The following is a 25,226-nucleotide window of genomic DNA, read 5'->3' as shown; positions in this document are numbered from 1 at the left end:
AAGGAGCGACAGCCATGGATTACATCTCCGCGCTGGTCCCGCCCGTGGTGATGGCCGTGGCCTTCACCGCGCTGATCGTGACGATCGTGAAGAGCCAGGGCGGCGCGAACAAGGCCAAGGAGGACGCCGCGGTGGACGCGGCGATCGCGCGCGCCGAGTCCGAGCACCAGGCGCGCCCCAGCGCCTCCTGACCGGCCCCGATCCAGTCCGCTCCGGCTTCGCCCAGCCCGCTCCGGAGCCGCCCTGAGCCGTTCGGATCCGGCCGATGCCGAGGGGGCCGTACGTCCCGGGATGACCACCGTCTCGGGATGTGCGGCCCTTTTTGCGCGCTTGAACCCGACATTCGCGGCATACCCCACTATTATTCACGTGTGCCTCGGCCATTGGGAGATCTCGAAGACGCGGTCATGACGCGGGTGTGGAAGTGGAACCGCCCGGTCACGGTCCGGGAAGTCCTGGAAGACCTTCAGAAGGAACGCTCGATCGCCTACACCACGGTCATGACCGTAATGGACAACCTCCATCAGAAGGGCTGGCTGCGGCGGGAGGTGGAAGGGCGCGCCTATCGATATGCGGCGGTCTCCACGCGCGCCGCCTACTCGGCCGCACTGATGAACGAGGCGTGGTCCGCGAGTGACAACCCGGCCGCCGCGCTCGTCGCGTTCTTCGGGATGATGTCCGAAGAGCAGCGAGATGCGCTGCGAGATGCCATGCGCGTCGTACAACTCGAAGAGCCCGGTGAGAGCCCCGGTGAGTCGGGGCGATGACAGCGGCGATAGCGTCCCGGCATGTCCTTGGCTCAATCTAAAGCAGTCACCGTCCGCCGTGCCCGGACCAGTGATGTGCGGGCGGTACGCCGCCTGATCGACCAGTACGTGGCCGATCGCATCCTCCTCGACAAAGCGACGGTCACGCTTTACGAGGACATCCAGGAGTTCTGGGTGGCGGAGCGAGACGGCGACGCGGAGGTCATTGGCTGCGGCGCGCTGCATGTCATGTGGGAAGACCTGGCGGAGGTCCGTACTCTCGCGGTGGACCCCGCCGTGAAGGGCAGTGGTGTAGGCCACCTGGTGCTCGACAAGTTGTTGCAAACGGCGCGCTGGCTCGGCGTGCGGCGCATTTTCTGCCTCACCTTCGAAGTCGACTTCTTCACCAAGCACGGCTTCGTGGAGATCGGCGAGACGCCGGTCGACGGTGATGTCTACAGCGAGCTGCTGCGTTCCTATGACGAGGGCGTCGCGGAGTTCCTGGGTCTCGAACGGGTGAAGCCGAACACCCTTGGCAACAGCCGGATGCTTCTGCAACTGTGATCGCGGGCCCTATGTCCGAATCGCTCCCCTATCACATAGCTCCGGAACAGAGGGTTCCCCTGGGGTCCATCGACCGAACCTTCCCGGGGGGTTTGTGTTTTTCCGGGAAAAGCGGTTTCCTATTCTCCCGTAGTGTAATTACCTGGGGGGTGGGGACATCAGCGCCTAACGCTGCGGCCCGAGCTCCCCGGTTTCTCGGAAAGGAACCCCATGGCACAGAAGGTTCAGGTCCTTCTTGTCGACGACCTCGACGGCGGCGAGGCGGACGAGACCGTGACGTTCGCGCTGGACGGCAAGAGCTACGAGATCGACCTCACCACGGCGAACGCGGACAAGCTCCGTGACGCCCTGGAGCCCTACACCAAGAGCGGCCGCCGCACCGGTGGCCGGGCGGCCGCGACCCGCGGCAAGGCGCGCGTGGCGACCGGCGGCAGCCAGGACACCGCGAAGATCCGCGCCTGGGCGAAGGAGAACGGCTACGAGGTCAACGACCGCGGGCGTGTTCCGGCGACTGTGCGCGAGGCGTACGAGAAGGCCAACGGCTGAGCGGGTCACCTTCTCCGGCCCGCCGGGCTCCCCGCTGTCCCGGCACTGGCCGAGCGCGCAACAACCGGGCACGGTGGCACTCCGTGGCCGCCGCACCCACGAGCCGCACGAGATCGGGGGCGTCCCCATCGCCCCCGAACCCTGCCACCGGCAGCGTGGGCTCCACCCCGCCCCCCGGCTCGGGAGGTCGCAGCCATACGGCGGCCTCCTGCGGGCCCCGCTCTCCGCGCGTCGTCCCTGACGGCCGGGAGGAGGGGCACGGCGCGGTGATCCGGCCGCCCGCACCGATCGCGGTCAGATCGAGGGGGATATCGCCCCATTCCAGCCAGTCGAGCAGCCCCGGCAGCTCGTCGGCGCCTCCCGCGGCGACCCACAGTCGCATCCAGGGGCCCTCCACCGCGACCGGACCGGTCCGCGGTACGCGTCGCAGCACAGCGAAACCGGCGTCGGCCGGCAGCTCCAGTACGTCGAAGCGCACCCCCGTGAGCAGTTCGACGGGATCGCTGCCGGTCGTCGGCCACCCCAGCTCGTTCTCGTACCACTGAGCCCACGCGCCCCGGGTGGCGGGCGCGTCGGCCTCCGGCGTCATGAGAGGCATGCCCGGAGCAACTGCCTCCCTCCGCGAAAGTTACGTGCCCCTGGGTCGCGCTGTGTCGCGACACGCGCACACTGGGTGCCCATTCGGGGGCGTACAGGAGCGGTGAACGGGCGCAAGGTTGTTCGCCCGTAGCGGAGGGAACCGGCCCGCGCCGCATGGAGTGTCAGCCCATGCGGGTAAGACATCCCTAGTGGGAGGGGCGGTCCACGGGCCGGGAGGCGGTCGCGTTCGCCACGGGCGTAGTGGCGGCGAGCGTAGATGCCTGGCCTGCGGGAACATCGTCTCGCACCATCGGGTTGGAGCTGTTGTCGGCTGTTCGGGGAAAGGGGGCCACCAGGCCGCCTTCCGCGCGAGAGCGGGGGTGATCCGGACGGGTGTCGGCAGTTGGAATGAGCGGTCCCCGCTTGCGGGACTAAGCTGCGGAAGGACAGAGAGGGGAGCGCCCCCTTACTGCCTGACCGCTCTGAGGAGCGATTAACGATGTTCGAGAGGTTCACCGACCGCGCGCGGCGGGTTGTCGTCCTGGCTCAGGAAGAAGCCCGGATGCTCAACCACAACTACATCGGCACCGAGCACATCCTCCTGGGCCTGATCCACGAGGGTGAGGGTGTCGCCGCTAAGGCCCTGGAGAGCCTCGGGATTTCGCTCGAGGCGGTCCGCCAGCAGGTGGAGGAGATCATCGGCCAGGGCCAGCAGGCCCCGTCCGGGCACATCCCCTTCACCCCCCGTGCCAAGAAGGTGCTGGAGCTCTCGCTCCGCGAGGCCCTTCAGCTCGGCCACAACTACATCGGCACGGAGCACATCCTGCTCGGCCTGATCCGCGAGGGCGAGGGCGTCGCCGCCCAGGTCCTCGTGAAGCTGGGCGCCGATCTGAACCGGGTCCGGCAGCAGGTCATCCAGCTGCTCTCCGGCTACCAGGGCAAGGAAGCCGCCACGGCCGGCGGCCCCGCGGAGGGCACCCCCTCCACCTCGCTCGTCCTGGACCAGTTCGGCCGCAACCTGACCCAGGCAGCCCGCGAATCCAAGCTCGACCCGGTCATCGGGCGCGAGAAGGAGATCGAGCGGGTCATGCAGGTGCTCTCGCGCCGCACCAAGAACAACCCGGTCCTCATCGGCGAGCCCGGCGTCGGCAAGACGGCGGTCGTCGAGGGCCTGGCCCAGGCCATCGTCAAGGGCGAGGTGCCCGAGACCCTCAAGGACAAGCACCTCTACACCCTCGACCTGGGCGCCCTGGTCGCAGGCTCCCGCTACCGCGGTGACTTCGAGGAGCGCCTGAAGAAGGTGCTCAAGGAGATCCGCACCCGCGGCGACATCATCCTGTTCATCGACGAGCTCCACACCCTGGTGGGTGCGGGCGCCGCCGAGGGCGCGATCGACGCGGCGAGCATCCTCAAGCCGATGCTGGCGCGTGGCGAGCTGCAGACCATCGGCGCGACCACGCTCGACGAGTACCGCAAGTACCTGGAGAAGGACGCGGCCCTCGAGCGCCGCTTCCAGCCCATCCAGGTCGCCGAGCCGTCGCTGCCCCACACCATCGAGATCCTCAAGGGCCTGCGGGACCGCTACGAGGCGCACCACCGCGTCTCCATCACGGACTCCGCCCTGGTCGCGGCCGCCACCCTGGCCGACCGCTACATCTCGGACCGCTTCCTGCCGGACAAGGCGATCGACCTGATCGACGAGGCCGGCTCCCGGATGCGCATCCGCCGCATGACCGCACCGCCGGACCTGCGCGAATTCGACGAGAAGATCGCCGATGTGCGCCGGGAGAAGGAGTCCGCGATCGACTCGCAGGACTTCGAGATGGCCGCGGGCCTGCGCGACAAGGAGAAGCAGCTCCTGGCCGCCAAGGCGAAGCGCGAGAAGGAGTGGAAGGCCGGCGACATGGACGTCGTCGCCGAGGTGGACGAGGAGCTGATCGCCGAGGTCCTGGCCACGGCCACGGGCATCCCGGTCTTCAAGCTCACCGAGGAGGAGTCCTCCCGCCTGCTGCGCATGGAGGACGAGCTGCACAAGCGCGTCATCGGCCAGAAGGACGCCATCAAGGCGCTCTCGCAGGCCATCCGGCGCACGCGTGCGGGTCTGAAGGACCCCAAGCGCCCCGGCGGATCGTTCATCTTCGCGGGCCCGTCCGGTGTCGGTAAGACCGAGCTCAGCAAGACCCTCGCCGAATTCCTGTTCGGCGACGAGGACGCGATGATCTCGCTCGACATGTCGGAGTTCAGCGAGAAGCACACCGTCTCGCGGCTCTTCGGCTCCCCGCCCGGATACGTGGGCTACGAGGAGGGCGGCCAGCTCACCGAGAAGGTGCGCCGCAAGCCGTTCTCCGTGGTCCTCTTCGACGAGGTCGAGAAGGCCCACCCGGACATCTTCAACTCGCTGCTGCAGATCCTGGAGGACGGTCGGCTGACCGACTCCCAGGGCCGGGTCGTGGACTTCAAGAACACGGTCATCATCATGACGACCAACCTCGGCACCCGGGACATCTCCAAGGGCTTCAACCTGGGCTTCGCCGCCCAGGGCGATGTGAAGACCGGCTACGAGCGGATGAAGGCCAAGGTCAACGAGGAGCTGAAGCAGCACTTCCGGCCCGAGTTCCTCAACCGCGTCGACGACACGGTCGTCTTCCACCAGCTCAGCGAGGAAGACATCATCCAGATCGTCGACCTCATGATCGCCAAGGTGGACGAGCGGCTCAAGGACCGCGACATGGGCATCGAGCTCAGCGGTGACGCCAAGAAGCTGCTGGCCAAGCGGGGCTACGACCCCGTGCTGGGCGCCCGGCCGCTGCGCCGGACCATCCAGCGCGAGATCGAGGACGTGCTCTCGGAGAAGATCCTCTTCGGCGAGCTGCGCCCCGGTCACATCGTGGTCGTCGACACCGAGGGCGAGGGTGAGGAGAAGAAGTTCACCTTCCGCGGCGAGGAGAAGTCGGCCCTGCCCGACACCCCGCCGATCGAGTCCGCCGCCGGCGGCGCGGGCCCGAACCTCAGCAAGGAGGCCTGACCTCCACGGCGCCCAGGGGCCGCCCCGGACCGTACGCACGGTCCGGGGCGGCCCCGGCGCTTTCCCCCGCCCGTGAGCCCGTGAGCGGCCCGCAGGGGGGCTTTCGTGGCCGGAAAAGCCGTGTTCCCGCTCCTCGAGCGGGGCGGTGATTTCGTCGGCGTACCGTCGGCGTACCCTCGGCGGCATTCCGAAATCAGCGGCTCATTAGGGGCTCATTCGCGGCGCAGAGGCTCATTCGCGGTGCGGCCGGGCGTCCCGATACCAGCGACCCCAGGCGTCGAGCAGTTCCGTGACGCGTTCCAGACTGCGGCCGGTCTCCGTGAGCGCGTACTCGACCTTCGGCGGCACTTCCGCATAGACCGTCCGCTCGATCAGGCCGTCCGCCTCCAGTTCGCGCAATTGCCGGGTCAGCATGCGCTGGGTGACGCCGGGCAGGGCGCGCCGGAGTTCCCCGAAGCGGTGGGTGCCGGTGAGGAGCTTGTTGATGATGGCGAGCTTCCAGCGGCCGCCGAGGATTTCCATCGCGATCTCGACCGCGCAGTGATCCTGGGTGTCGTCCACACTGCCGCGCATCCAGCAAAGGTATCCAGGGTGGTACTACGGCACAACAAAGACCGTACTTGTGGGCGGGGAACCGGGCGGCGGACAGTGCCGGAATGAGCCGTCGCACGCCGTGCCCCAGCGATACCCCCGCCCATTCCCCCGCCGGGGCTCCTGCCGATTCCCCCGCCCGGATCCCCACCGGGGCCCCTGCCGATTCCCCCGCCGGCTCCCCTGCCGGATCCCCGCCGCAGGAGGGGCGGCGCCGGTGGGCCGTGCTGGCGGTGCTGTGCGTGAGCCTGCTGCTGTCCGGGATCGACCTGACCGTCACCCACGCGGCGATCCCGAGCCTGACCCGGGAGCTGCACCCCAGCGGCGTACGGCTGCTGTGGATCGTGGACATCTACTCGCTCACCGTCGCCGCGCTGCTGGTGACCTGCGGAACACTGGGCGACCGGATCGGCCGCAAGCGCCTGGTGCTCTCCGGGTTCGCGCTGTTCGGCCTCGCCTCGGCCGGCGCCGCCTTCGCCCAGACCTCCGGGCAGCTCATCCTCGCCCGGGCGCTGCTCGGCGCCGGGACGGCCATGATCATGGCCTCGACGGCCGCGATCATCCGCGTCGTCTTCCCCGACGGCCGGGAACGCGCCCTGGCCCTGGGAGTGTGGACCGCCGCCCACAGCGTGGGCGCGGCGATCGGCCCGCTGGTGGGCGGGGCGCTCCTCCAGCGGTGGTGGTGGGGCTCGGTGTTCCTGGTCAATGTGCCGGTGGTCGCGGTGATCCTGGTGGCCGGGGCCCGGCTGATCCCCGAGTCCCGCGACCCGCTGCCCCGCCCCTGGGACCTGCTGGGCGTCGCGCTGTCCGTCACCGGTCTCGCGGGGGTCGTCTACGCCCTCAAACAAGCCGGAGCGCAGCCGCGCCCCGGGGCGGGCCCGGCCCTCGCGGGCGCCGTGGGCCTGGCGCTGCTGGTCTGGTTCGTATGGCGGCAGCGCCGGCGGCCGCAGCCGCTGCTGGACGTCTCGCTGTTCGCCGACCGCCGCTTCACGGCCGCCACCGTGTGCGTCCTCGGCTGCTTCGGCAGCTACACGGCGCTGCTCTTCTTCCTCACCCAGTGGTTCCAGCTCGTGGGCGGTGCGTCGCCGCTGCGCGCCGGGCTCCTGCTGCTCCCCCTGGCCGCGTCGAACGCGGTGGGCGCGGTCCTCGCGCCACTGGCGGCGCGCCGCTGGGGCAACCGCCGGGCGCTCACCGGGGCGCTCGCGCTGTTCTCCGGCGCGCTGCTCTTCCTGTGCGCCGGGGGCGGGCCCGGGCACCACGGCGTGACCGCCGTCGCCCTCCTCGCCTCGGGGCTCGGCGCGGGCGTGGTGATGACCCTGGGCGCGGACGCCATCATGTCCTCGGCGGACCCGGACCGCGCCGGGGAGGCGGCCGCGATCCAGGAGACGTCCTTCGAACTCGGCGCGGGCCTCGGCGTCGCGGCCCTTGGCACCGCCCTCGCCGCGACCTACCGCGCCGCGCTGCCCTCCTCCGTCCCCGGCGTCCCGCCCGCGGCACACGCCGCCGCGCGGGAGTCGATCGGCGCGGCCGACACCGCCGCCCACCACCTCCCCGCGCCCGCCGCCGACCTGTTGCACGCGGCGGCGCGCGACGCGTACGACCGGGGCTTCACGGTCGTCACCCTGGTGGCGGCGGCCGTCGTGGCTCTGACCGCCGCCCTGGCGGCGCTGCTCCTGCGGCCGGGGCAGGGGCGGGGCCGGGGTCAGGGACGGGCGAAGGAGCGCTCGAGGAGGTCGGCCAGGAGGGCGGCGCAGGAGCCGTCGGGGTCGAGGTCGGGGTCGTAGATGGTGACGTTGAGGCCGACGCAGCGCTCCGACCGCACCAAGGTCCGCAGCAGGGCGGTGAGTTCCTCCGGCAGGAGTCCGTCGGGGTCGGGGCTGTCGACCGCGGGCATGACGGACGGGTCGAGCACGTCCGCGTCCAGATGCACCCAGAACCCGTCGGTCACGGGCGCTTCCAGGGACCGCAGCACCTCCCGTGCCAGATCCTCCGGACCCCGCTCCCGAATCTCCCCGACCGACGCGTTCATGATCTTCAACTGGGCCAGCTCGGCCCGGTCTTCGTCGTAGTCGCGGATGCCCAGGACCCGTACGTCCTCGTCCCTCAGGTACGGCCGCAGCCCCTCGATGTCCGTCAGGTCCGTCTGCCCGCGGCCGGTCCCGAGGGCCAGCTCCTCGCCGCCCGCGGCGCCGATCCGCTCGGAGTTCCCGGGGTGCCGGAAGTCAGCGGAGGCGTCGATGACGGCGAGTCCGTACCGCCCGATGCGCCGGAGCGCGAGCGAGGCGCCGAGCTGGATGGAACAGTCCCCGCCCAGGACCACGGGGAAGTCCCCGGCCCGGACGTGGCGCTCGACGCGGTCGGCGAGCTTGCGGGTGTACGCGGCGATCGCCTCGGCGTTGAACACGCCGTCGCCCTCCTGCCAGCCGCCGCGGTCGTAGCGCGGCGGTACGACGACCCCGCCCTCGTGCGCCCCGAGCCGCTGCGGAAGCCGCTGCTCCCGCAGCGCGCCCGCCAGCTTGTAGCACCCGGGCACGGTGCCCTCGGCGGGCGGTCGCAGGCCGAGGTTGGACGGGGCATCGATCACGACGAGGCGGCGCATCGGCCCAGTCTGTCGGGCGGGGTTTCGGTGGGACCAGGGCCTTCGCTCCCGGCGGAACTCCCATGTCGAACTCCCATGTCGACAGCGCTCAAGCAGCGCTCCGGCGGTACTCCGGCGGCGCTCCGGCAAAGCACCTGGTCCGTGCGAGCACACTGCGGGGAGTGTCATGTGCTCCGCGCCGGGCGCTCGGTGCCCGGCCGGGGCAGTCGTGCAAGGAAGGAGCCCTTGTCGTGCCTCGTATCCGCTCATTCGCCCTCGTCTCGGCCGCCCTGGCCGCTGCCTTCGCGAGCGTGCCCACCGCGACCGCGACCCCCGCGACGCCGGCCGCCCCGGCGGCCTACAACTGCACCGCCGGATACTTCTGCATCTACAGCGACTGGAACGGTGGCGGCACCCGATGCCAGTGGCAGCAGGCCAGCAAGGCCAACACCGCCGATGACTGTTCCTTCATCCGGAACGGCCGGAACGTCCGCTCCGTGTGGAACGGAACGGGCCGGCGGAAGCAGTACTACAGCAAGACGAACTACCACTCCCGCCTAGGGTCCACCTCCGCGGGCGCGGGCGGCAATCTGCAGGGCAACTACCAGATCCGTTCGTTCAAGCCCCAGTAGGGCGCGGGGCGCGGGCGCATCGGGCGGGGCGGGCCCCTGGGGGCGCGCCCCGCTTCGCCGCGCGCCGCACATGAGTCATGGGGCGGCGCGCAGCGCCGGGTCGCCGGCCGTCAGGCCGTCTCGTCGAGGAGGCGCCGGTGTTCGGCGGGAAGCCGCAGCCGGGCCCCGGCGAGTGCCTCGTCCAGCTGCTCCACGTCGCTGACGCCGACGATCGGGGTGATGGCCGGCTGTCCGCCGATCAGCCAGGCCAGGACGACCTGGTTGCGGCTCACCCCGAGTTCCCCGGCCACCGTGTCCAGGGCCGCCAGCCGCCGGGAGGTGCCGGGGTGGTCGTAGGCATCGGGAAGGGGGCGGTCCGGGCGGCTGTAGGAGCCGTTCAGCAGGGCGGTGTACGCCCACAGGGACAGGTCCGGCTCGCTGTCGACGTAGTCGATGACTTCGTCGGTGACCCAGCCGAACCGGTGGGACTGGTCGGGCACCGGCGCGCCGGGGCGGGGCTGGAGGTAGGAGTGGCGCAGCTGAAACGCGGTGTACCCGGCCCAGCCGTGGTCCCTGGCGGTCTGCCGGGCCCGCTCGACCCGCCACACCGGGTGGTTGGAGCACCCCAGCCGGCCCACGACGCCCTCGGCCGCCAGCGCGCCGAAAGCCTCGGCGGTCTCCTCCACAGGGACCGTACGGTCCTCCATATGGGCCCAGTACAGGTCGATCCGGTCGGTGCCCAGCCGGCGCAGGCTGCCCTCGACAGCGGCCTTGATCCGCGGTGCGGACAGGCCCTCGCGGTTGGCCGGCCAGTCGCCGGGGCCGACGGGTTGGGCGCCCGCCTTGGTGCTGAGATACATCTGGTCCCGCCGGCCGGGGCGGCGGGCCAGCCACCGCCCGATGACCTCCTCGCTGTGCCCGCCGCGACCGCTCGGGTCGGACCAGAAGGCGTAGCAGTTGGCCGTGTCGACCAACGTCCCGCCGGCGTCCGCGAAGCGGTCGAGGAGGGTTGACGACGTGGTGGGGTCGACCTTGGTGCCGAATCCCATGGTTCCCAGCGCGAACTTCACATCGGGCACAGCTCGGTCCTTCCCTGACGATGGCGGTGGTGATGGCGCACGGCGAACGGTGAGGACATGCGTTCCGTGCCGGTCAGGGTGGCAATTGAAGTGCGCTCCATGGCAAGGCCGGTGGGGCGGGTCGCGGGGGTGAGGTCGAAGCGCTCCAGGAGTTCGGGATGAGGGGTGAACGCTCTGTCGAAGGAGGCTTCAGGGCTTGGGCTCGGGGTGGAGGACTTCGCGGGCCTGTTCGGCGGCGCGGGTGATGCTTTCGCTGATGAAGTCGAGGAAGCGGGCGATGTTCTCCAGGCGGGCGGCCGCCGGAGTGTGGGGACCGAGGACGGTGACGCCCTGGCGCGCGATCTCGACGAGCTGGTCGTTGGCACGGGCGCTGGCGATCGTCGCCTGGTAGAAGAGTTCGTCGTCGACGACGTAGCGGTCGCGGCGGCGTTCGCCGCGCTCTCGGCGCACGAGGCTCTGGCTCTCCAGGAAGGCGATCGCCTTGGAGATGGACGCCGGGCTGACCTGGAGGCGCTGGGAGAGTTCGGACGCGGTGAGGCTGCCGGCGTCGGTGGTGAACAGGCAGGTCAGCACCCGGGCCGCCATCTTGGGCAGGCCCGAGCCCATGAGGACGGTGGTGAGCGTCTCCTCGTACTCGGACACGGCCTCGGTGTCGCGGCCGTGAGCCTGGCGGGCTGACTCCGGCCCTCGGGAGGCGGCCGGCCTGCGCCGGTGGGCGCGGCGCTCGGTGGCGCGGTGGGCCAGGTCGGCGCGGTAGGCGGTGGGGCCGCCGTTGCGCATCACCTCGCGCGTGATGGTCGAGGTCGGACGGTCGAGGCGGCGGGCGATCTCGGCGTAGGGGAGGCTGTCGGCCAGCCCCAGCGCGATCTGCTGGCGTTCCTGCTGGGTGAGCCTGCCTCCTGGCATCGCGATCTCCTCGGTGCTCGTCGTGTGCTCGACATGTGCTCGTCGTGGTGGTCCCCGGTCCCCCGACTATAGCGTTCACTCCTCACTCATTGCAATGATCTCGATCGGGATCGTTGCATTGCTGTCAATATCATTGCAATGAATTCTGGCTGGTGAGCTGCATAAACGTTGATTTGATGCAACGAGGATGTTGCTGGCGAATGGAAAGCAACGTAGCGTTTCTGTTGTTGGAAACAAGGAACGCACTACAGGAGAACCCGATGCAGAAGTTCGACACCCCCGCCCCGATCACCGCCGTCCTGGACATCCCCGCCGGGCGCGTCCAGTTCATCGCCGCCCCCCGCGTCGACACCATCGTCGAGGTCCGGCCCGCCAACCCCTCCACGAGCCGCGACGTCCAGACCGCCGAGCAGACCACCGTCGCGTACGCCGACGGTGTCCTGCGGATTCACGCCCCCGAGCCCAAGGGCCAGCTCTTCGGCGGCTCTGGATCCGTGGAGGTCACCGTCCAGCTCCCCGTCGGCTCCCACGTCGAGGCCAAGGCCGCAAGCTCCGAGCTCCGCGGCGTGGGCCGCCTCGGCGACGTCGCCTTCGAGGGCGCGTACCGCCGGATCAAGATCGATGAGGCCGCGAGCGTCCGCCTCACCGCGACCGAGGGTGATGTCGAGGTCGGCCGGCTGGGCGGCCCGGCGGAGATCAGCACCGCGCGGGGCGACATCCGGATCGCCGAGGCCATGCGCGGCGCGGTCGTGCTCCGCACCGAGTCCGGCGATATTTCGGTCACCGCCGCCGCCGGCGTCTCGGCCGCCCTGGATGCCGGTACCGGCTACGGGCGCGTCAGCAACTCCCTCAAGAACGACGGCACCGCCGACCTCGACATCCGCGCCACCACCTCGCACGGCGACATCACCGCCCTCAGCCTCTGAAGGGGGGACGCGGCAGGGCTCGCTCAGCCCTGGGGGATCCGCTTCTCGAACCAGTGGTGGGCGTACTGCTCGTCGTTGAAGGCCGGGACCTCCTGGAAGCCGGCGGAGTGGTAGAGGCCGATCGCGGCGTCGAGCGCCTTGTTGGTGTCCAGACGCAGGACGTCGCAGCCGTGCCGGGCCGCCCGCGCCTCCAGCTCGGTGAGGAAGCGGCGGGCCAGGCCGAGGCCGCGGGTGTGGGGGGCGACCCACATGCGTTTGATCTCGGCCGGGGCGCCTGGCGGCAGCTTCAGGCCGGCGCAGCCGACCGGTTCGCCGTGCAGCCGGGCGACCAGGAACAGGCCGCGCGGGGGCCGCAGCTCGCCCGCGTCGGGCAGCAGGCTCCGCGCGGGGTCGAAGCCGGTGTCGAAGAGCTCGCGCAGCTCGGCGAAGTAGGACCGCAGGCAGTGCTGGGCGTCGGGGTGGTCCGGGTCGACGGGGTCCAGGATGACCGTCGCGGCGGTCAGCAGCCGGTCGACCTCGGCCATGGCTGCCACCAGCCGGGCGCGCTGGGCGGCGTTGAGCGGCTCCAGCAGGGAGCCGGCCAGCTCGTCGCTGCGGCGGTCGAGGGTGGCGCGCTCCGCGCGGCCCGCGTCGGTGAGGCGGACGGTGCGCACCCTCCGGTCCTCCGGGTGTGGCTCCACCGTCACCAGGCCGTCGCTCTCCAGGGCGCGCAGCAGCCGGCTGGCATAGCCCGAGTCGAGCCCGAGGCGCTCGCGCAGCCGGCGTACGTCCTGGCCCCGGTCGCCGATCTCCCAGAGCAGCCGGGCCTCGCCGATGGGCCGGTCGCGGCCCAGGTAGCGGTCGTGGAGCACGCCCACGCGCTCGGTGACGGTGCGGTTGAACCGCCGCACCTGCTCGATCTGCGACACATCCATTCTCTGACTTTAGTCAGAGAATCGTGGAGTCTCCAACGTCATCCCACGGGGTCGGCCGGCACGCCCGTACGCCGGGGCACCGCGTCGAGCACCTTGACGGTGACGCCGGTGAGCGATTCGGCGCCGGTGATCTCCGCGCGGGCCACGGAGACGGCCTCGAGGGAGGAGAGCGCGGCGAGCGGGGTGAGGTCGAGGCGGCCGGTGTCGGGGCTGCTGCGGAAGGTGATGCCGAGCCGGCGGAGGTCGGGAAACGCCTCGGCGATCCAGGTGGTGTCCAGGTCGGGGTCGTAGACGTGGAGGTCGAGCCAGGTGACCCCGGCCGGGAAGGCGCGCGGCGGCATGACGGAGGACTCAAGGTTGATCTTCAGGTGCCGCAGCGTCGTCAGGGTGCCCAGGCCCTGGGGGAACTCCTTCCCGGACGTGCCCACGCGCCACGGGGAGAAGTCGAGGCTCTGGAGCGACAGGGCGGACAGCGGCGTCAGGTCCTGGACCCGGGAACACGCGGTGAGGACCAGGGTGCGCAGGCTCTTCAAGTGGCTCAGGGCGCCCAGGTCGGTGAGGACGTCGTTGCGGTCCAGCCTGAGGTGGGTGAGCCGGCTGAGGGAGGGGCTGGTGCGCAGCTCGTCCTCGCCGAAGTCGCCCCGTAGCTGGAGTTTCGTCACGCCGCCCGTGCTGTCGAGCAGACGCAGGTGTTCCTGCGTCTCGGCCACGAAGTAGAGGCCGTCCGGGTCGAGGCGGGAAATCACCTCGGTGAAATAGCGCTCGGTGTCGAACCGTCCCCAGCTCGTGGCGAGTTGCGAGCGGACGAGAAGGCCGGGGTGGTCGGCGAACTGGGACAGATAGGGGATGGCCGCGTCGGTGCCGACATGGGAGGCGGTGACCACGCAGTGGTAGGCATGGTCCATGGTGAGTTCGGCCGGCGGTGGGAGCAGCTGAAGGACCAGACGACGACCGGCGTCGGCCAAGTCGCGGGCGGCGGCCGCGTCCTTGGGCGGGATCAGCTCGTCCGCGTGTCGCTTCACCAGGTCGCGTACGCGCGGATTCAGGTCGGCGGCATGCTCGAGGCAGGCCATGGCCAGGAGGTGGACCCGGGTTCGTACGGCGGGTTGGTTACTGCCTCGCTCGAGCAGCTTGGTCAGCAGCGCGCCGCGCTCGCGGGGGCGGGCGTGGGCCACCGCCATGCGGAAGACGTCCTCCCATTGGGCGTCGGTGGCACGGCTGATGAGCAGGCCCAAGTCCCATGCCTCCACGAGCGCCTTCGCCCCGAGGAAGTCCTGGAACGTGCGGTGGACGAAGTCGATCGTGCCGACGGACGGCTCGCGGAGCAGACCGCTGCGCAGCAGCAGGTGGTTCAGGATGCGCGGGGCGTCGCCGAGCGTGGCGGCCGAGGGGACGGAGGGGAGCGCGTCGTCGATGATGCGCTCCGCCTGGGCGCGGTCCAGCTCCGCCTCACCGTTGCGGATCAGGTAGTACGCGAGCCGCTGGAGGAGCTGGACCTGCGGCTCCTCGTCGAGCTGGTCGTCGCCGGGGGCGTAGATGTGGCGCTCGGTGTCGCGCCGGGTGAGGAGCATGGACAGCGCCGCATCGTACAGCGCCTTGCGGCCGGGGGGCAGATAGCCGCGGCGGGCCCGGTGGAGGGCGCAGATCAGGCCGCACATGAGGGGGTTGGTGGCGAGGAGCCCGAGGTCCGGTTTGGTGCGTACGGCGGTGTGCAGGGCCGACTGGTAGCCGTCGAGGGCGGCGCGGTCCTCGGCGGTACGGCAGGTCGCGCGGGCGGCGTCGTGCCAGCGGTCGATGAAGGCGCCGAGGTCGTCGTGGCTCATGGGGGCCAGGGCGAACTCGGCGAAGCCTTCGGTCTCCAGCCAGTCGTCGGCGACGGCGGAGGGGCGGGAGGTGACCAGCCAGAGGTTGTCGGGGTAGGCGAGCAGGAGATCGCTCAGCCAGGCGCGGGTGCGCTCGCGGTCGCGCTCGGGGATCTCGTCGATGCCGTCGATGAGCAGCAGCCCGCGCCCGGCGCTCAGCACGCGGTCGGCCCAGCCGGTGGGCTGGGCGGCGTGCCGGGGGTTGTGGACGGCGGCGAGGAAGCGGTCGGGGGTGGGGAGGGTGTCCTGGCGGGCGATGGTGCGCAGCGGCAGGACGAAGGGGACGCGGCCGATGAGCTGCTCCATGCCGCGCGGCGGCTCCTGGCGGGCGGCGCAGACGGCGAGCCACTGGACGAGGGTGGTCTTGCCGGAGCCCGCGACGCCGCGCAGCAGGACCCGGCTGTGGCCGGCGAGGGCCTGGTCGGCGGGGACGGGCGCGGCGACCTGGCCGCCGAGCGCGGCGGTGTCACCGTCGGGCGCGGTGGCTTCGCCGGAAGCGGCGGCGGCCCGGTCGCGCGTCGGGGCGATCGCCTCCAGGCTCAGATACGCGGCGTCCAGGGGCCAGCTGGCCTCCGCGTAGCTGAGGTCGATGCCGACGATGGTCAGCGTCCCGTACTTCTTCTGTACGAAGTGGCCGTAGTCCTTCTCGAAGCCCGCGTCCTCGGCCGGCTGGGAGGGGATGCGCTCGATCAAGATGTCGACCTTGGTGATCAGGTCGGCGAGCTGACCGCTCTGTTCGACGAGGGTGCGGTGGACAAAGGTCGAGCGCTGGGTGAAGAAGTGGAGGATGTGCAGGCAGGCGGTGTCCACGAGGCGCCGGTAGAGCGCCGTCGCGGCGTGGCTGAGGAAGAGTTTGTTGCCCTTGGCCAGGGTGGCGTCGATGAGCATGCGGGCCAGGGCCTGATGGCCGAGCCGCACGGCCTGCACATCGTCCATGTCCAGGTCGCCCAGCGCCTGGAGTGTGGTCGCCAGGTGCATGGCGACGATCTCGTCCTCGTCGGCGGGACACGGTCGTTCCCCCGGCCCCGCGGTCTCCACCGCGCGCTGCACCAGCTGGGTGGCGATCTTCTGGAGGTTCTTCTCCGTCAGCGTGCGCTTCTCGCCCTTGAACGAGACGAGCCCCGAGACGCGGACCGGCTGGTCGACCAGAGCGGCGCCGGGGCCCTCCTGCACGAAGAGCTTCTTGATCAGCGGCGTCACGGCGGCCGAGGTGAGGCGAACGCCGATGGTTGCGGGATCCACGTCCTCATCCCCCCGATGGCTGGTGCGGCGCGGTGGCCGGCGGCTTCTGACCGGACAGCGTACCGGGGCCGTATGGTCTTTGGTCCCGAAACGGACATCGAATGGCCGGGGCGGTGATCGGCGATCTTATGGCGCGGTGATATGGCACACAGACCGCCGGGGCCCTACTACGGAAAATAGTGAGTGCCTTCGGCTATGGGGCGCGCACACGTCGGGCGCGGTCGCCCGGGTTTGCGGATCTGGCCCCACACTGCGGAATCCACGCAGGTCAGCAGGGGTGACCGAGGTGGGACTTTCTGATGCGTGAGCGCATGATCAGGGATATCGAACCGGGCCCCGGACCCTGGCGGAATTGCGGGTGCGACCCCTTTTCGTACGGCGCGGATTAGTAGTGACGCGGGTTGGCCTCATGGCCCCGCCGGGTTAACAAAGAACGTCTGTTCCGGTCCCCGGCCGGGACTCACCCATGTTTCTGGAGGTAGCCCCCCTATGTCCCCGCGCGCCAAATCCCGTTATTCGAGCAAGTCCGCTCTGCGTTCCCGCGCCGCCGTACTGGTCGCGGGCATGGGGGCCTCGCTGGCGCTGGGGGCGGGCGTCGCGCTCGCCGCGGACACCGCGCAGAGCAACAGCGCGCTGTCGGTGGCTCCGGCCGGTGCCCTCGGCAAGTCGGTGCAGGCCCAGGCCGACGCGCTGCAGAAGGTGATCGACGCGGAGAAGGCGGCGGCGAAGAAGGCGGCCGCCGAGAAGGCCGCCAAGGAGGCCGCGGCCAAGAAGAAGGCCGCGGAGCTCGCCGCTGCCAAGAAGAAGGCGGCGGAAGAGGCGGCGGCCAAGGCGAAGAAGGCCGCCGAGGAGCGCCAGAAGGCCGCGGAGGCGGCGAAGAAGGCCGCCGAGGCCAAGGCCCGCTCCTGGGAGACGCCGGTCGCCTCCTACTCGATCGGCGCCGCCTTCGGTCTCGCGGGCAACCTCTGGGCCCACAACCACAGCGGTCAGGACTTCGTCGTGCCGAGCGGCACCTCGGTGCGCGCCGTCCACGGTGGTGTGGTGGTCAAGGCCGGCGGCAACGGCGCCGGCGACGGCCCCGCGTACGGCAACGCCATCGTCATCAAGCACGACGACAACACGTACTCCCAGTACGCCCACCTGTCGCAGGTGAAGGTGTGGGTGGGCCAGACCGTGACGACCGGTCAGGAGATAGGTCTGTCCGGGAACACCGGCAACACCACCGGCCCGCACCTGCACTTCGAGATCCGTACGACGCCGAACTACGGCTCGGCCGTCGAGCCGCTGGCCTTCCTGCGCTCGCACGGCGTCAAGATCTGAGGCACCAGGGCACGGCCGGGCGCTGACCCCCGCCTCCGGGCACCCCGCCCCGCCCCCCGAGCACCCCGCCCCGGCGCTGAGACCCCGCGCCGGGCGCGGGGTCTTCAGTGTGCGTCGGGTGCGTCGGGTGCGTCGGGGGTGTTGGGCGCGTCCGGGGCCGCGTCCGGGGCTCCGGACGCTCCGGGCTTTTCCCCCGCGTTCGCCTGTGCCAGGAGGTCGAGAGCGACCTCGAGGATGGCCTTCCGCTTCTCCTCGGGGTCGGCTTCGAGGTGCTGCATGGCGAACTGGGCCGTGTGCATGACGAAGAGCGCGCTGAGGCCGCGGACCTGGTCGGTCAGCGGGGCTTCGGGATCCCTCAGCAGGTCGCTCATGGCGAGCATCCGGTCCTTGAGGGTCTCGCCGGGGCGCAGATGGCTCATCGCCGCCTGGTTCTGCTGCATGAACCGGAACAACGGGAGGGCGTTTTCGAGCGCCAGGCTGTAGCGGCGGACCAGCTCCTGCTTGGTCTCCAGGGTGCGGGGCTGCCCGCGGCCCCAGTCGAGCAGCTCGTCCAGCGGCCGGGCCAGGTCCTGGAAGATGCTGATGAGGATGTCTTCCTTGGTCTTGAAGTGGTAGTACAGCGCGGCCTTGGTGACCTCGAGCCGCTCGGCGATCTCGCGCAGCGAGGTCTTCTCGTACCCCTGCTCGCCGAAGAGCTCCAAGGCCACGTCCTGGATGCGCTGCCGGGTGTCGCCCCGGCGCGCCTGCGGTGTGCTGCCCATGGTGCTCTCCTGTGGTCGTGGGGCCTCGCGGGGCCGAACAAAACTTACTTGACGCCCGGCTAGTAGACGCCGTACCTTCTCCACTGTACTCAACTAGCCGGGCGGCAAGTAAGTAGCCCGGGCACAGCGATCGGCCGCACCCCAGGGGGAAGTGGAGAGCATGTCCCAGAATCAGTCCGAAGGCGGAGTACCTTCCGCGTCGCCGCGGCGCGACGCGGAAGCGGCGCCGTCCAGCGCGGAGGCGGCATTGCCCGGCGCGGAGGCGGCGTCGGGCCGTAAGCCCCGCTCCACCGGCGTAGTGATCTTCGCGCTGATGATCGCCATGCTGCTCGCGATGCTCGACAACATGATCGTCGGCACCGCGATGCCGACCATCGTCGGCGAGCTCGGCGGGCTCAACCACCTCTCCTGGGTGGTCACCGCGTACACCCTGGCGACCGCCGCCTCCACCCCCATCTGGGGAAAGCTCGGCGACATGTACGGCCGCAAGGGCATGTTCCTCACGTCCATCGTCGTCTTCCTGGCCGGCTCGGCCCTGTCCGGGGCCGCCCAGGACATGGGGCAGCTGATCGGCTTCCGCGCCCTTCAGGGCCTGGGCGCCGGCGGTCTGATGGTCGGCGTGATGGCGATCATCGGCGATCTGGTCCCGCCCCGGGAGCGCGGTCGCTACCAGGGCATGATGGCCGGTGTGATGGCCGTGGCCATGATCGGCGGCCCGCTGGTCGGCGGCACCCTCACCGACCACCTCGGCTGGCGCTGGATCTTCTACATCAACGTCCCGCTCGGCGCGATAGCCCTGGCCGCGATCACCACGGTGCTGCACCTGCCGAAGAAGCGCGCGCAGGCACGGATCGACTACATCGGCGCCGCGCTGCTCACCATAGGCATCACCTCCCTGGTGCTGATCACCACCTGGGGCGGCAACGAGTACGCGTGGGGCTCGGCCCAGATCATCGGTCTCGGCGTGCTGGGCGTCGCCGCGCTCATCGCCTTCGTGGCCGTCGAGCGCCGGGTCGCCGAGCCCGTGCTGCCGCTGCACATCTTCCGTAACGGCAACTTCTCGCTCATCACGGTGATCGGCTTCCTCACCGGCTTCGTGATGTTCGGGTCGATGACCTTCCTCCCGCTCTTCCAGCAGACCGTCCAGGGCGCCACCGCCACCAACTCCGGCCTGCTGCTGCTCCCGATGCTGCTGGGCATGCTGGCCGTCTCGCTGATCTCGGGGCGGGTCACCACCCAGACCGGCAAGTACCGGATCTTCCCGATCCTCGGCGGCGGCCTGATGGTGGTGGGCATGTTCCTGCTGGCCCTGATGGACACCGGCACCACCCGCCTGACCTCGGGCATCTACATGGCGGTGCTCGGCGCCGGCATGGGCTTCCTGATGCAGACCTCCATGCTCATCGCGCAGAACAGCGTCGAGATGAAGGACATGGGCGTCGGCTCCTCCTCCGCCACCCTCTTCCGCACCCTCGGCGGCTCCTTCGGCGTCGCCATCCTCGGCGCCCTCTTCACCAACCAGGTGCGGGACACCATGATCGCCCGGGTCGGGGAGAAGGGCGCGGCGATCACCTCCGGTGGCGCCCAGCTCGACCGGGAGAGCCTGAAGAAGCTGGCCCCGGAGATCAGGGACGCGTACACCCACGCGGTGGCGGACGGGGCGCACCAGGTCTTCCTGTGGGGCGCGGTGATCAGCGTCGTCGGCTTCCTCGCCGCCTGGTTCATCAAGGAGGTCCCGCTGCGCGGGTCCGCCCCGACGTCCCGGAAGGAGGGCCAGGACCAGGGCCAGGACCAGACCCCGGCCGGCCAGACGCCGGTGGTCGAGGCGGTCTGACCCGGCGTACGGGGACGGAAAACACGAGGCGCGGTCGGTGCGGTGGCACCGGCCGCGCCTCGCGCGTTCGTACGGGCTGTTCGTACGGGCTCGCGTCGGCGAAGCACGTCGGGCAGGCCCCTCAGCCCAGCCCCCTCAGTCCAGCCCCCTCAGTCCGGCACCTCGATGACCGGGAAGCTCCCCGTGTTGGTGGGCGCGGACTCCGGCAGCCACAGCACCGCCACCGCGCCCTCCCGCCCCTCCGCGGTCGGCTCCGCGTTGCGGAACGTCAGCCGGGCGCCCAGCACCCGCGCCTGGCCCGCGGCGATGGTCAGGCCCAGGCCGTGTCCGGTGCCGGCCCGGTCCTTGCTGCCGGTGCGGAAGCGGCTCGGCCCGTCCTTCAGCAGCGCCTCGGGGAAGCCGGGCCCGTGGTCGCGGACGCGCAGCACCCGCCCCTCGACGGTGACCTCGAAGGGCGGCTTGCCGTGCCGGGCGGCGTTGGCCAGCAGATTGCCGAGTATCCGCTCCAGGCGGCGCGGGTCGGTGGAGACATGGGCGTCGCGCAACACGGTGACCCGGGCCTCGGGGGCCGCGACGCGCACCCGGCGGGAGACGAACTCGGCGAGGGCGATCTCCTGCAGCTCGGCGCGCTCCGCGAAGCCGTCCAGCCGGGCGACCTCCAGGACGTCCTCGACCAGCTGGCGCATCGCCTGCGCCCGGTCCCGTACCAGCTCGGTGGGGCGGCCCGGCGGCAGCAGCTCGGCGGCGGTGAGCAGGCCGGTGACGGGGGTGCGCAGCTCGTGCGCGATGTCGGCCGTCACCCGCCGCTCCGCCTCCAGCCGCTGCTGCAGCGCCTCCGCCATGCCGTCCACCGCACGCGCCAGGTCGTCGGTCTCGTCCCGCACCCGGCCGCCGATCGCGTCCCGCACCCGGACCTCGGAGTCGCCCTCGGCGAGCTTGCGGGCCGCGGTGGCGGCCTTGCGCAGCCGCCGCGAGAGCTGATCGCCGATGAGCACGCCCAGCGCGATGCCGCCCATGACCACCGACACCGACCCGAGGACGAGGACGCGGTCGAGGTCCTGAAGCACCCGGGCGCGGTCGTTGAACTGGGTGTGCACGGACAGCACCCGGCCGTCCCGCAGCGGCACCGACGCCCACACCTCGGGGCCGGCGGCGCCGGTGTTCCCCAGGTAGGTGGCGCGCAGCCCGCGCGCGGCCTCCTTCTTCAGCTGCTCGGGAAGCCGCTCGTCGTCGAGTTTCGCGCCGAACCCGAGGATCCGGTACTTCTCGTACATCCGCTGGGCGGACTGCACCCGCTCGTTCATCGCCGCGCGGCTGTTGTCGAGCATCGAGACGCGGGCCGCGTTGTGCACGACCAGGCTCAGCGCGACGGCCACCAGTGCGCTCACGGCGGCGATCGCCAGGCTGACCTTCCAGCGCAGACCGGTGCGCAGGGCGAGTTTCACCATCCCGGCTCGGCCCTCAGCCCTTGAGCTTGTAGCCGAAGCCGCGGACCGTCTCGATCCGGTCCTGGCCTATCTTCCCCCGCAGCCGCTGTACATGGACGTCCACGACCCGGGTGTCGCCTCCCCAGCCGTAGTCCCACACCCGCTCCAGCAGCCGGTCGCGCGAGAGCACGGTGCCCGGCGCGGCGGAGAACTCCAGCAGCAGCCGCATCTCCGTCGGCGTCAGCGCGACCTGCGCGCCGGCCTTGCGGACCTCCATCCCCTCCGGGTCCACCTCCAGGTCACCGAAGCGCAGCACCCCGCCGTCGGGCTCCTCCGGCTCGGCGTCCCTGCCCCGGCCGGGCCCGCTCGCGTGCCCGAAGCGGCGCAGCACGGCCCGGATCCGGGCGACCAGGACGGCCCCGTCGAAGGGCTTGGTCACATAGTCGTCGGCTCCCGCCTCCAGCCCGAGGACCACGTCGATCGAGTCGGCGCGCGCCGACAGCATGATCACGGGCACCGTGGACTCGTCGCGGATCCGGCGGCACAGGCTCACCCCGTCCAGCCCGGGCACCATCACGTCCAGCAGCGCGATGTCGGGCCGGTCGGCCCGGAACCGCTCCAGCCCGGTCAGCCCGTCGGGCGCGGCGGTCACCACGAAGCCGTCGCGCTCGAGGGCGAGCTGGGTGGCCTCGCGGATGACGTCGTCGTCCTCGACGAAGAGCACATGGGTTTCGGCCACGGCCTTGCTTCAGCCTTCCGTTCCGTCGTCGGGCGCGGGCGTCTCGTCCTCGTTGGCGTTGGTGACCTTGCGGTCGGACACGAGGAACTGCCGGCGCGTCTCGGCCCACCGGTACGTCGTCACGTCCTCGCCCGAGGGACAGCAGACCGAGTCGTTGGCTGTGTAGATCAACTTGGTGACGCGGAGGTGGCCCTTGGCGATGTCGGCGTAGACGGGCGGGCGCTCGTCCATAAAGACGTTCTCATACGCCCCGCCGACCTTGCGGTACACATACGAGCCGATGCCGAATCCCTCGGTGCAGGTGGTTATGTTGATCACCAGGTCCGAGGCGGTGGCGCCGGTCAGCCGGCCGTAGGCCACGTCGACCGGGTAGCCCTTCGACTTCGAGGGGTTCTTGGCGCCGGTCGCGGCCGTCGCGGTGCTCTTCCCGCAGGGCTTCAGGTTGGCCTTCAGCCGCTCGCTGACCTTCGGGTCCTTCTTGACCAGCGCGACGGCGTCGACCTTCTGCTTGCGCGACGTGGAGGCGGGGGAGGACTCGTACGCGGACGAGCCCGAGGAGTCGGCCTGCTCCGACGGCCACGTGGTACTCGCCGGACCTTCCTTGCGCAGGCCCTGGCTCCCGGCCCCGCATCCGGCCAGCATCAGCCCGCCGACGGCGGCGAAGCCGACGAACGCGCCGCCCGTGAGCAGGGCGGCCCTGCGGGGGGCGATGCGGCGGGCGCTGCTGCGGAGGGCGGGCCTGCCGGAGGCCGGCTTGCCGGGGACGGCCTGATGGGGGGAGGCCTGGTCCGAGGCGGCGCGGTCCGGGGAGGCCTGGTCCGGGCCGGAGTGGTCCGAGGCGGCCTGGTCCGAGGCGGCGCGGTCCGGGCCGGAGTGGTCAGAGGCGGCCTGCCGTGGGGCGGCCTTGGGAGGAGAGGCCCTGGTCAGGCCGCGCACCGTTCCTGCCCCCGCTCGTGGCCTCGGCGCCGGTCCTGCGGGGTCTGGCGGATCCGGCGGGGCCCGGGCAGCGCGGGCTGCCGGTCCTGGCGGCCCTCCGGGCGGCCGAGCGCGCGGGCGTCCAGCTCGCGGCTCTCCAACTCCTGCCGCAGCCGGGCCAGCGCCCGGTGCAGCGTGCTCTTGACCGTGCCGGTCGACATCCCGAGCGCCTCCGCGGTCTCCTCCGTGGTCATCTGCTCCCAGTGTCGCAGCACGACGACGCTGCGCTGCTTGGGAGCCAGCACTCCGAGGATGTCCATCAGCAGCGCCCGGTCCGCGTGCTGCTCGGTGCCGTCCTCGACCCGCGCGTCCGGCAGCTGCTCGGTCGGCACCTCGTCCAGCTTGCGGGCGCGCCACCACTCGGTGCGGGTGTTGATCATGACCCGGCGGAGGTAGGCGTCGGCCAGCGACTTGTCGGCTATCCCGTCCCAGCGGCCGTAGGTGCGCACCAGCGCGGTCTGGAGGAGGTCCTGTGCCTCGATCGGGTCGGGAACCAGGCGGCGGGCGCTGCGGAGCAGCGCGTCCTGCCGGTTGCGCACGTACTCTTCGAAATCCAGAACCTTGCCGCTGCCGGACATCCGCAGCCTCCATCCCGCTGTGTTCCCCACCTGTGTGCCCGGCGGGCGCCGAGCACGGAGAGGACGCTACGGAGCGGCTGTTGCGGCGTGATGTGCATCTGACCTGCGGCGAATGCACAGCTACCCATAGGTTGTGTAACAGTCGGGCCCGTTCGGACGGAGTGTCAGAGTCGGGTCGTGGCCGTGTCACAGCCTTGTCACAGAAACGGCCGCGGCGGGGCGGAACCCCGCCGCGGCGGTCAGGCCGACGGCCAGCTCGTCGGTCAGCTCGGCGGTCAGCTCGGCGGTCAGGTCAGGGGCAGCCGGTAGAGCCCGCCGTCCAGCGGCTCCACGAGGCCGTCGGCGACCAACCCGTCCAGCGCGCGGGCCCGTTGCACCGGCTCGTGCCAGACCTTGTCGAGCGCCGCCTGCGGCACCGGGGCGACCGCCTCCCGCAACACCGCGAGCAGCTTGCCGCGCACCTGACGGTCCGTTCCCGCGTAGGTCTGGCCGCGGCGCGGCGGCCCGTCGTGCGCCGGGGAGCCGGCCGCGCGCCAGGCGCACTGCGCGGTGATGGGGCAGCGCGCGCAGTCGGGCGTGCGCGCCGTGCACACCAACGCGCCCAGTTCCATCGTCGCCGCGGCCCAGCGCGCGGCGGTGGGCTCGTCGGCGGGGAGCAGGGCGCGGGCCAGCTTGCGCTCGGCGGCGGTCGTGGCGTCCGGCGGGAACTCCCGGCCGCTGACCGCGCGGGCGAAGACCCGGCGGACGTTGGTGTCCATGACGGCGTGCCGCTGCCCGTACGCGAAGGAGGCCACGGCCGCCGCCGTGTACTCGCCCACGCCCGGCAGCGCCAGCAGCTCGGCGTGGTCGCTCGGTACGCGGCCCCCGTGCCGCTCCCGTATCGCCACCGCCGCGCCGTGCAGGCGCAGCGCGCGGCGCGGATAGCCGAGCCGACCCCAGGCGCGGACCGCCTCGCCGGGCGGCTCGGCGGCCAGGTCCGCGGGGGTCGGCCAGCGGGCGAGCCACTGCTCGTAGACCGGCAGCACGCGGTTCACCGGGGTCTGCTGGAGCATGAACTCGCTGACCATCACGCCCCACGGGCCGGCTTCGGGGCGGCGCCAGGGCAGGTCGCGGGCGTGGGCGTCGAACCAGTCGATGACGGGGCCGTGCAGGGCGGCCCCGCCGGCGCCCGCGGACCCGTCGGGGCGGACGGACCCGTCGGCACCCGCGGCCCCGCCGGGGCGGGCGGCGTCGTGTTCGGGGCGGGCGGCGTGCTCGGGACGGTCGGCGCGCTCGGGACGGTTCGGGCGGTCGGCGGAGGGCGTGGGGGAGGCGGCGGAGATGGCAGTCATGTCACCGACGATCCTGGCACGCCCGCCGCCCGCCCCGGAAACCCCGGGCCCCGCCGGGGCGTGTCAGCCGCGCGGAGGCCGGGGGCGTGTCA

Annotated in this window: 23 protein-coding genes; 10 read left to right on the top strand and 13 right to left on the bottom strand. The window is 71.4% G+C overall.

The window, feature by feature from the left end:
- The first annotated feature begins 14 nt into the window (after positions 1–14).
- The 4 genes from BBH68_RS41900 to BBH68_RS11420 all read left to right on the top strand — a co-directional run bounded on the left by BBH68_RS41900 (position 15) and on the right by BBH68_RS11420 (position 1,856).
- Positions 15–191: a hypothetical protein gene (locus BBH68_RS41900; protein ID WP_170066559.1), complete on the top strand. Its 177-nt coding sequence runs from the start codon at positions 15–17 to the stop codon at positions 189–191.
- A 180-nt stretch (positions 192–371) separates the two neighbouring features.
- Positions 372–767, top strand: a complete 396-nt coding sequence (locus tag BBH68_RS11430; RefSeq protein ID WP_076970966.1) for a BlaI/MecI/CopY family transcriptional regulator — start codon at positions 372–374, stop codon at positions 765–767.
- Between the two features lie 21 nt (positions 768–788).
- Positions 789–1,310 carry an amino-acid N-acetyltransferase gene (locus tag BBH68_RS11425; RefSeq protein WP_065961348.1) on the top strand — a complete coding sequence of 174 codons (522 nt, stop codon included), beginning with the start codon at positions 789–791 and terminating at the stop codon, positions 1,308–1,310.
- A 210-nt stretch (positions 1,311–1,520) separates the two neighbouring features.
- Positions 1,521–1,856: a histone-like nucleoid-structuring protein Lsr2 gene (locus tag BBH68_RS11420; protein WP_065961346.1), complete on the top strand. Its 336-nt coding sequence runs from the start codon at positions 1,521–1,523 to the stop codon at positions 1,854–1,856.
- Here BBH68_RS11420 and BBH68_RS43040 read toward each other — a convergent pair.
- A complete protein-coding gene (locus BBH68_RS43040; protein WP_079150921.1) occupies positions 1,795–2,454 on the bottom strand; it encodes an SCO3374 family protein in 660 nt (219 codons plus the stop codon). The two genes, BBH68_RS11420 and BBH68_RS43040, sit on opposite strands and share 62 nt — an antisense overlap.
- Positions 2,455–2,934: 480 nt before the next feature.
- Between BBH68_RS43040 and BBH68_RS11415 the strand changes: the two genes are divergently transcribed.
- Positions 2,935–5,460: an ATP-dependent Clp protease ATP-binding subunit gene (locus tag BBH68_RS11415; protein WP_065961344.1), complete on the top strand. Its 2,526-nt coding sequence runs from the start codon at positions 2,935–2,937 to the stop codon at positions 5,458–5,460.
- Between the two features lie 231 nt (positions 5,461–5,691).
- Here the strand turns inward: BBH68_RS11415 and BBH68_RS11410 are convergent, their stop codons facing one another.
- Entirely contained in the window at positions 5,692–6,033 is a 342-nt protein-coding gene (locus tag BBH68_RS11410; protein ID WP_065961342.1) for a winged helix-turn-helix transcriptional regulator, read from the bottom strand.
- Between the two features lie 260 nt (positions 6,034–6,293).
- Between BBH68_RS11410 and BBH68_RS11405 the strand changes: the two genes are divergently transcribed.
- The gene (locus tag BBH68_RS11405; RefSeq protein WP_245738007.1) at positions 6,294–7,835 is read left to right on the top strand and encodes an MFS transporter; all 1,542 of its coding nucleotides are present in this window, start codon (positions 6,294–6,296) and stop codon (positions 7,833–7,835) included.
- On the opposite strand, the gene BBH68_RS11400 is transcribed toward BBH68_RS11405, so the two are convergent.
- Complete coding sequence (locus tag BBH68_RS11400; RefSeq protein WP_065961339.1) at positions 7,754–8,650, bottom strand: arginase family protein; 897 nt, start codon at positions 8,648–8,650, stop codon at positions 7,754–7,756. The two genes, BBH68_RS11405 and BBH68_RS11400, sit on opposite strands and share 82 nt — an antisense overlap.
- Positions 8,651–8,880: 230 nt before the next feature.
- On the opposite strand from BBH68_RS11400, the gene BBH68_RS11395 reads away from it, so the two are divergent.
- Positions 8,881–9,261, top strand: a complete 381-nt coding sequence (locus BBH68_RS11395) for a peptidase inhibitor family I36 protein (protein ID WP_065961338.1) — start codon at positions 8,881–8,883, stop codon at positions 9,259–9,261.
- A 110-nt stretch (positions 9,262–9,371) separates the two neighbouring features.
- Here BBH68_RS11395 and BBH68_RS11390 read toward each other — a convergent pair whose 3' ends face one another.
- The gene (locus tag BBH68_RS11390) at positions 9,372–10,319 is read right to left on the bottom strand and encodes an aldo/keto reductase (RefSeq protein WP_065961337.1); all 948 of its coding nucleotides are present in this window, start codon (positions 10,317–10,319) and stop codon (positions 9,372–9,374) included.
- Between the two features lie 189 nt (positions 10,320–10,508).
- Positions 10,509–11,225: a helix-turn-helix domain-containing protein gene (locus tag BBH68_RS44480; RefSeq protein WP_065961335.1), complete on the bottom strand. Its 717-nt coding sequence runs from the start codon at positions 11,223–11,225 to the stop codon at positions 10,509–10,511.
- Positions 11,226–11,485: 260 nt separating this feature from the next.
- Between BBH68_RS44480 and BBH68_RS11380 the strand changes: the two genes are divergently transcribed.
- The gene (locus BBH68_RS11380) at positions 11,486–12,151 is read left to right on the top strand and encodes a DUF4097 family beta strand repeat-containing protein (protein ID WP_065961334.1); all 666 of its coding nucleotides are present in this window, start codon (positions 11,486–11,488) and stop codon (positions 12,149–12,151) included.
- 23 nt (positions 12,152–12,174) lie between these two features.
- On the opposite strand, the gene BBH68_RS11375 is transcribed toward BBH68_RS11380, so the two are convergent.
- On the bottom strand, positions 12,175–13,065 hold the full coding sequence (locus BBH68_RS11375) for a bifunctional helix-turn-helix transcriptional regulator/GNAT family N-acetyltransferase (protein ID WP_065961333.1): 891 nt from the start codon (positions 13,063–13,065) through the stop codon (positions 12,175–12,177).
- Positions 13,066–13,103: 38 nt separating this feature from the next.
- The gene (locus BBH68_RS11370) at positions 13,104–16,169 is read right to left on the bottom strand and encodes an NACHT domain-containing protein (RefSeq protein ID WP_065961331.1); all 3,066 of its coding nucleotides are present in this window, start codon (positions 16,167–16,169) and stop codon (positions 13,104–13,106) included.
- A 489-nt stretch (positions 16,170–16,658) separates the two neighbouring features.
- On the opposite strand from BBH68_RS11370, the gene BBH68_RS11365 reads away from it, so the two are divergent.
- Positions 16,659–17,489, top strand: a complete 831-nt coding sequence (locus BBH68_RS11365) for a M23 family metallopeptidase (protein ID WP_065961330.1) — start codon at positions 16,659–16,661, stop codon at positions 17,487–17,489.
- 104 nt (positions 17,490–17,593) lie between these two features.
- On the opposite strand, the gene BBH68_RS11360 is transcribed toward BBH68_RS11365, so the two are convergent.
- Entirely contained in the window at positions 17,594–18,250 is a 657-nt protein-coding gene (locus tag BBH68_RS11360; RefSeq protein WP_065961328.1) for a TetR/AcrR family transcriptional regulator, read from the bottom strand.
- Positions 18,251–18,410: 160 nt separating this feature from the next.
- On the opposite strand from BBH68_RS11360, the gene BBH68_RS11355 reads away from it, so the two are divergent.
- Positions 18,411–20,084, top strand: coding sequence for an MDR family MFS transporter (locus BBH68_RS11355; RefSeq protein ID WP_281182477.1), 1,674 nt, complete (start codon positions 18,411–18,413; stop codon positions 20,082–20,084).
- 149 nt (positions 20,085–20,233) lie between these two features.
- Here BBH68_RS11355 and cseC read toward each other — a convergent pair whose 3' ends face one another.
- From cseC to BBH68_RS11330, 5 genes are all read right to left on the bottom strand, one after another.
- Entirely contained in the window at positions 20,234–21,532 is a 1,299-nt protein-coding gene (cseC, locus tag BBH68_RS11350) for a two-component system sensor histidine kinase CseC (RefSeq protein WP_065961326.1), read from the bottom strand.
- A gap of 13 nt (positions 21,533–21,545) precedes the next feature.
- On the bottom strand, positions 21,546–22,250 hold the full coding sequence (cseB, locus tag BBH68_RS11345; protein ID WP_065961325.1) for a two-component system response regulator CseB: 705 nt from the start codon (positions 22,248–22,250) through the stop codon (positions 21,546–21,548).
- Between the two features lie 9 nt (positions 22,251–22,259).
- Positions 22,260–23,186 carry a hypothetical protein gene (locus tag BBH68_RS11340; protein WP_079150919.1) on the bottom strand — a complete coding sequence of 309 codons (927 nt, stop codon included), beginning with the start codon at positions 23,184–23,186 and terminating at the stop codon, positions 22,260–22,262.
- Positions 23,174–23,803: a SigE family RNA polymerase sigma factor gene (locus tag BBH68_RS11335; protein ID WP_065961324.1), complete on the bottom strand. Its 630-nt coding sequence runs from the start codon at positions 23,801–23,803 to the stop codon at positions 23,174–23,176. Before BBH68_RS11335 ends, BBH68_RS11340 begins: the two co-directional genes overlap by 13 nt.
- A 287-nt stretch (positions 23,804–24,090) precedes the next feature.
- Positions 24,091–25,134, bottom strand: a complete 1,044-nt coding sequence (locus BBH68_RS11330; protein ID WP_079150918.1) for an HhH-GPD family protein — start codon at positions 25,132–25,134, stop codon at positions 24,091–24,093.
- Positions 25,135–25,226 lie beyond the last annotated feature (92 nt).

The sequence above is a fragment of the Streptomyces sparsogenes genome (assembly GCF_001704635.1).
Taxonomy (GTDB): domain Bacteria; phylum Actinomycetota; class Actinomycetes; order Streptomycetales; family Streptomycetaceae; genus Streptomyces; species Streptomyces sparsogenes.
The sequence above is the reverse complement of the archived record's forward strand: the minus strand, read 5'-3'. Positions and strand labels throughout refer to the sequence as shown.

What these genes read in the sequence shown, in the direction of transcription:
- BBH68_RS41900 (WP_170066559.1), top strand. Translation starts at nt 15, where the DNA reads ATGGATTACATCTCCGCGCTGGTCCCGCCCGTGGTGATGGCCGTGGCC.
- BBH68_RS11425 (WP_065961348.1), top strand. Translation starts at nt 789, where the DNA reads ATGTCCTTGGCTCAATCTAAAGCAGTCACCGTCCGCCGTGCCCGGACC.
- BBH68_RS11420 (WP_065961346.1), top strand. Translation starts at nt 1,521, where the DNA reads ATGGCACAGAAGGTTCAGGTCCTTCTTGTCGACGACCTCGACGGCGGC.
- BBH68_RS43040 (WP_079150921.1), bottom strand. Translation starts at nt 2,454, where the DNA reads ATGCCTCTCATGACGCCGGAGGCCGACGCGCCCGCCACCCGGGGCGCG.
- BBH68_RS11415 (WP_065961344.1), top strand. Translation starts at nt 2,935, where the DNA reads ATGTTCGAGAGGTTCACCGACCGCGCGCGGCGGGTTGTCGTCCTGGCT.
- BBH68_RS11410 (WP_065961342.1), bottom strand. Translation starts at nt 6,033, where the DNA reads ATGCGCGGCAGTGTGGACGACACCCAGGATCACTGCGCGGTCGAGATC.
- BBH68_RS11400 (WP_065961339.1), bottom strand. Translation starts at nt 8,650, where the DNA reads ATGCGCCGCCTCGTCGTGATCGATGCCCCGTCCAACCTCGGCCTGCGA.
- BBH68_RS44480 (WP_065961335.1), bottom strand. Translation starts at nt 11,225, where the DNA reads ATGCCAGGAGGCAGGCTCACCCAGCAGGAACGCCAGCAGATCGCGCTG.
- BBH68_RS11380 (WP_065961334.1), top strand. Translation starts at nt 11,486, where the DNA reads ATGCAGAAGTTCGACACCCCCGCCCCGATCACCGCCGTCCTGGACATC.
- BBH68_RS11375 (WP_065961333.1), bottom strand. Translation starts at nt 13,065, where the DNA reads ATGGATGTGTCGCAGATCGAGCAGGTGCGGCGGTTCAACCGCACCGTC.
- BBH68_RS11365 (WP_065961330.1), top strand. Translation starts at nt 16,659, where the DNA reads ATGTCCCCGCGCGCCAAATCCCGTTATTCGAGCAAGTCCGCTCTGCGT.
- BBH68_RS11360 (WP_065961328.1), bottom strand. Translation starts at nt 18,250, where the DNA reads ATGGGCAGCACACCGCAGGCGCGCCGGGGCGACACCCGGCAGCGCATC.
- BBH68_RS11355 (WP_281182477.1), top strand. Translation starts at nt 18,411, where the DNA reads ATGTCCCAGAATCAGTCCGAAGGCGGAGTACCTTCCGCGTCGCCGCGG.
- cseC (WP_065961326.1), bottom strand. Translation starts at nt 21,532, where the DNA reads ATGGTGAAACTCGCCCTGCGCACCGGTCTGCGCTGGAAGGTCAGCCTG.
- BBH68_RS11335 (WP_065961324.1), bottom strand. Translation starts at nt 23,803, where the DNA reads ATGTCCGGCAGCGGCAAGGTTCTGGATTTCGAAGAGTACGTGCGCAAC.
- BBH68_RS11330 (WP_079150918.1), bottom strand. Translation starts at nt 25,134, where the DNA reads ATGACTGCCATCTCCGCCGCCTCCCCCACGCCCTCCGCCGACCGCCCG.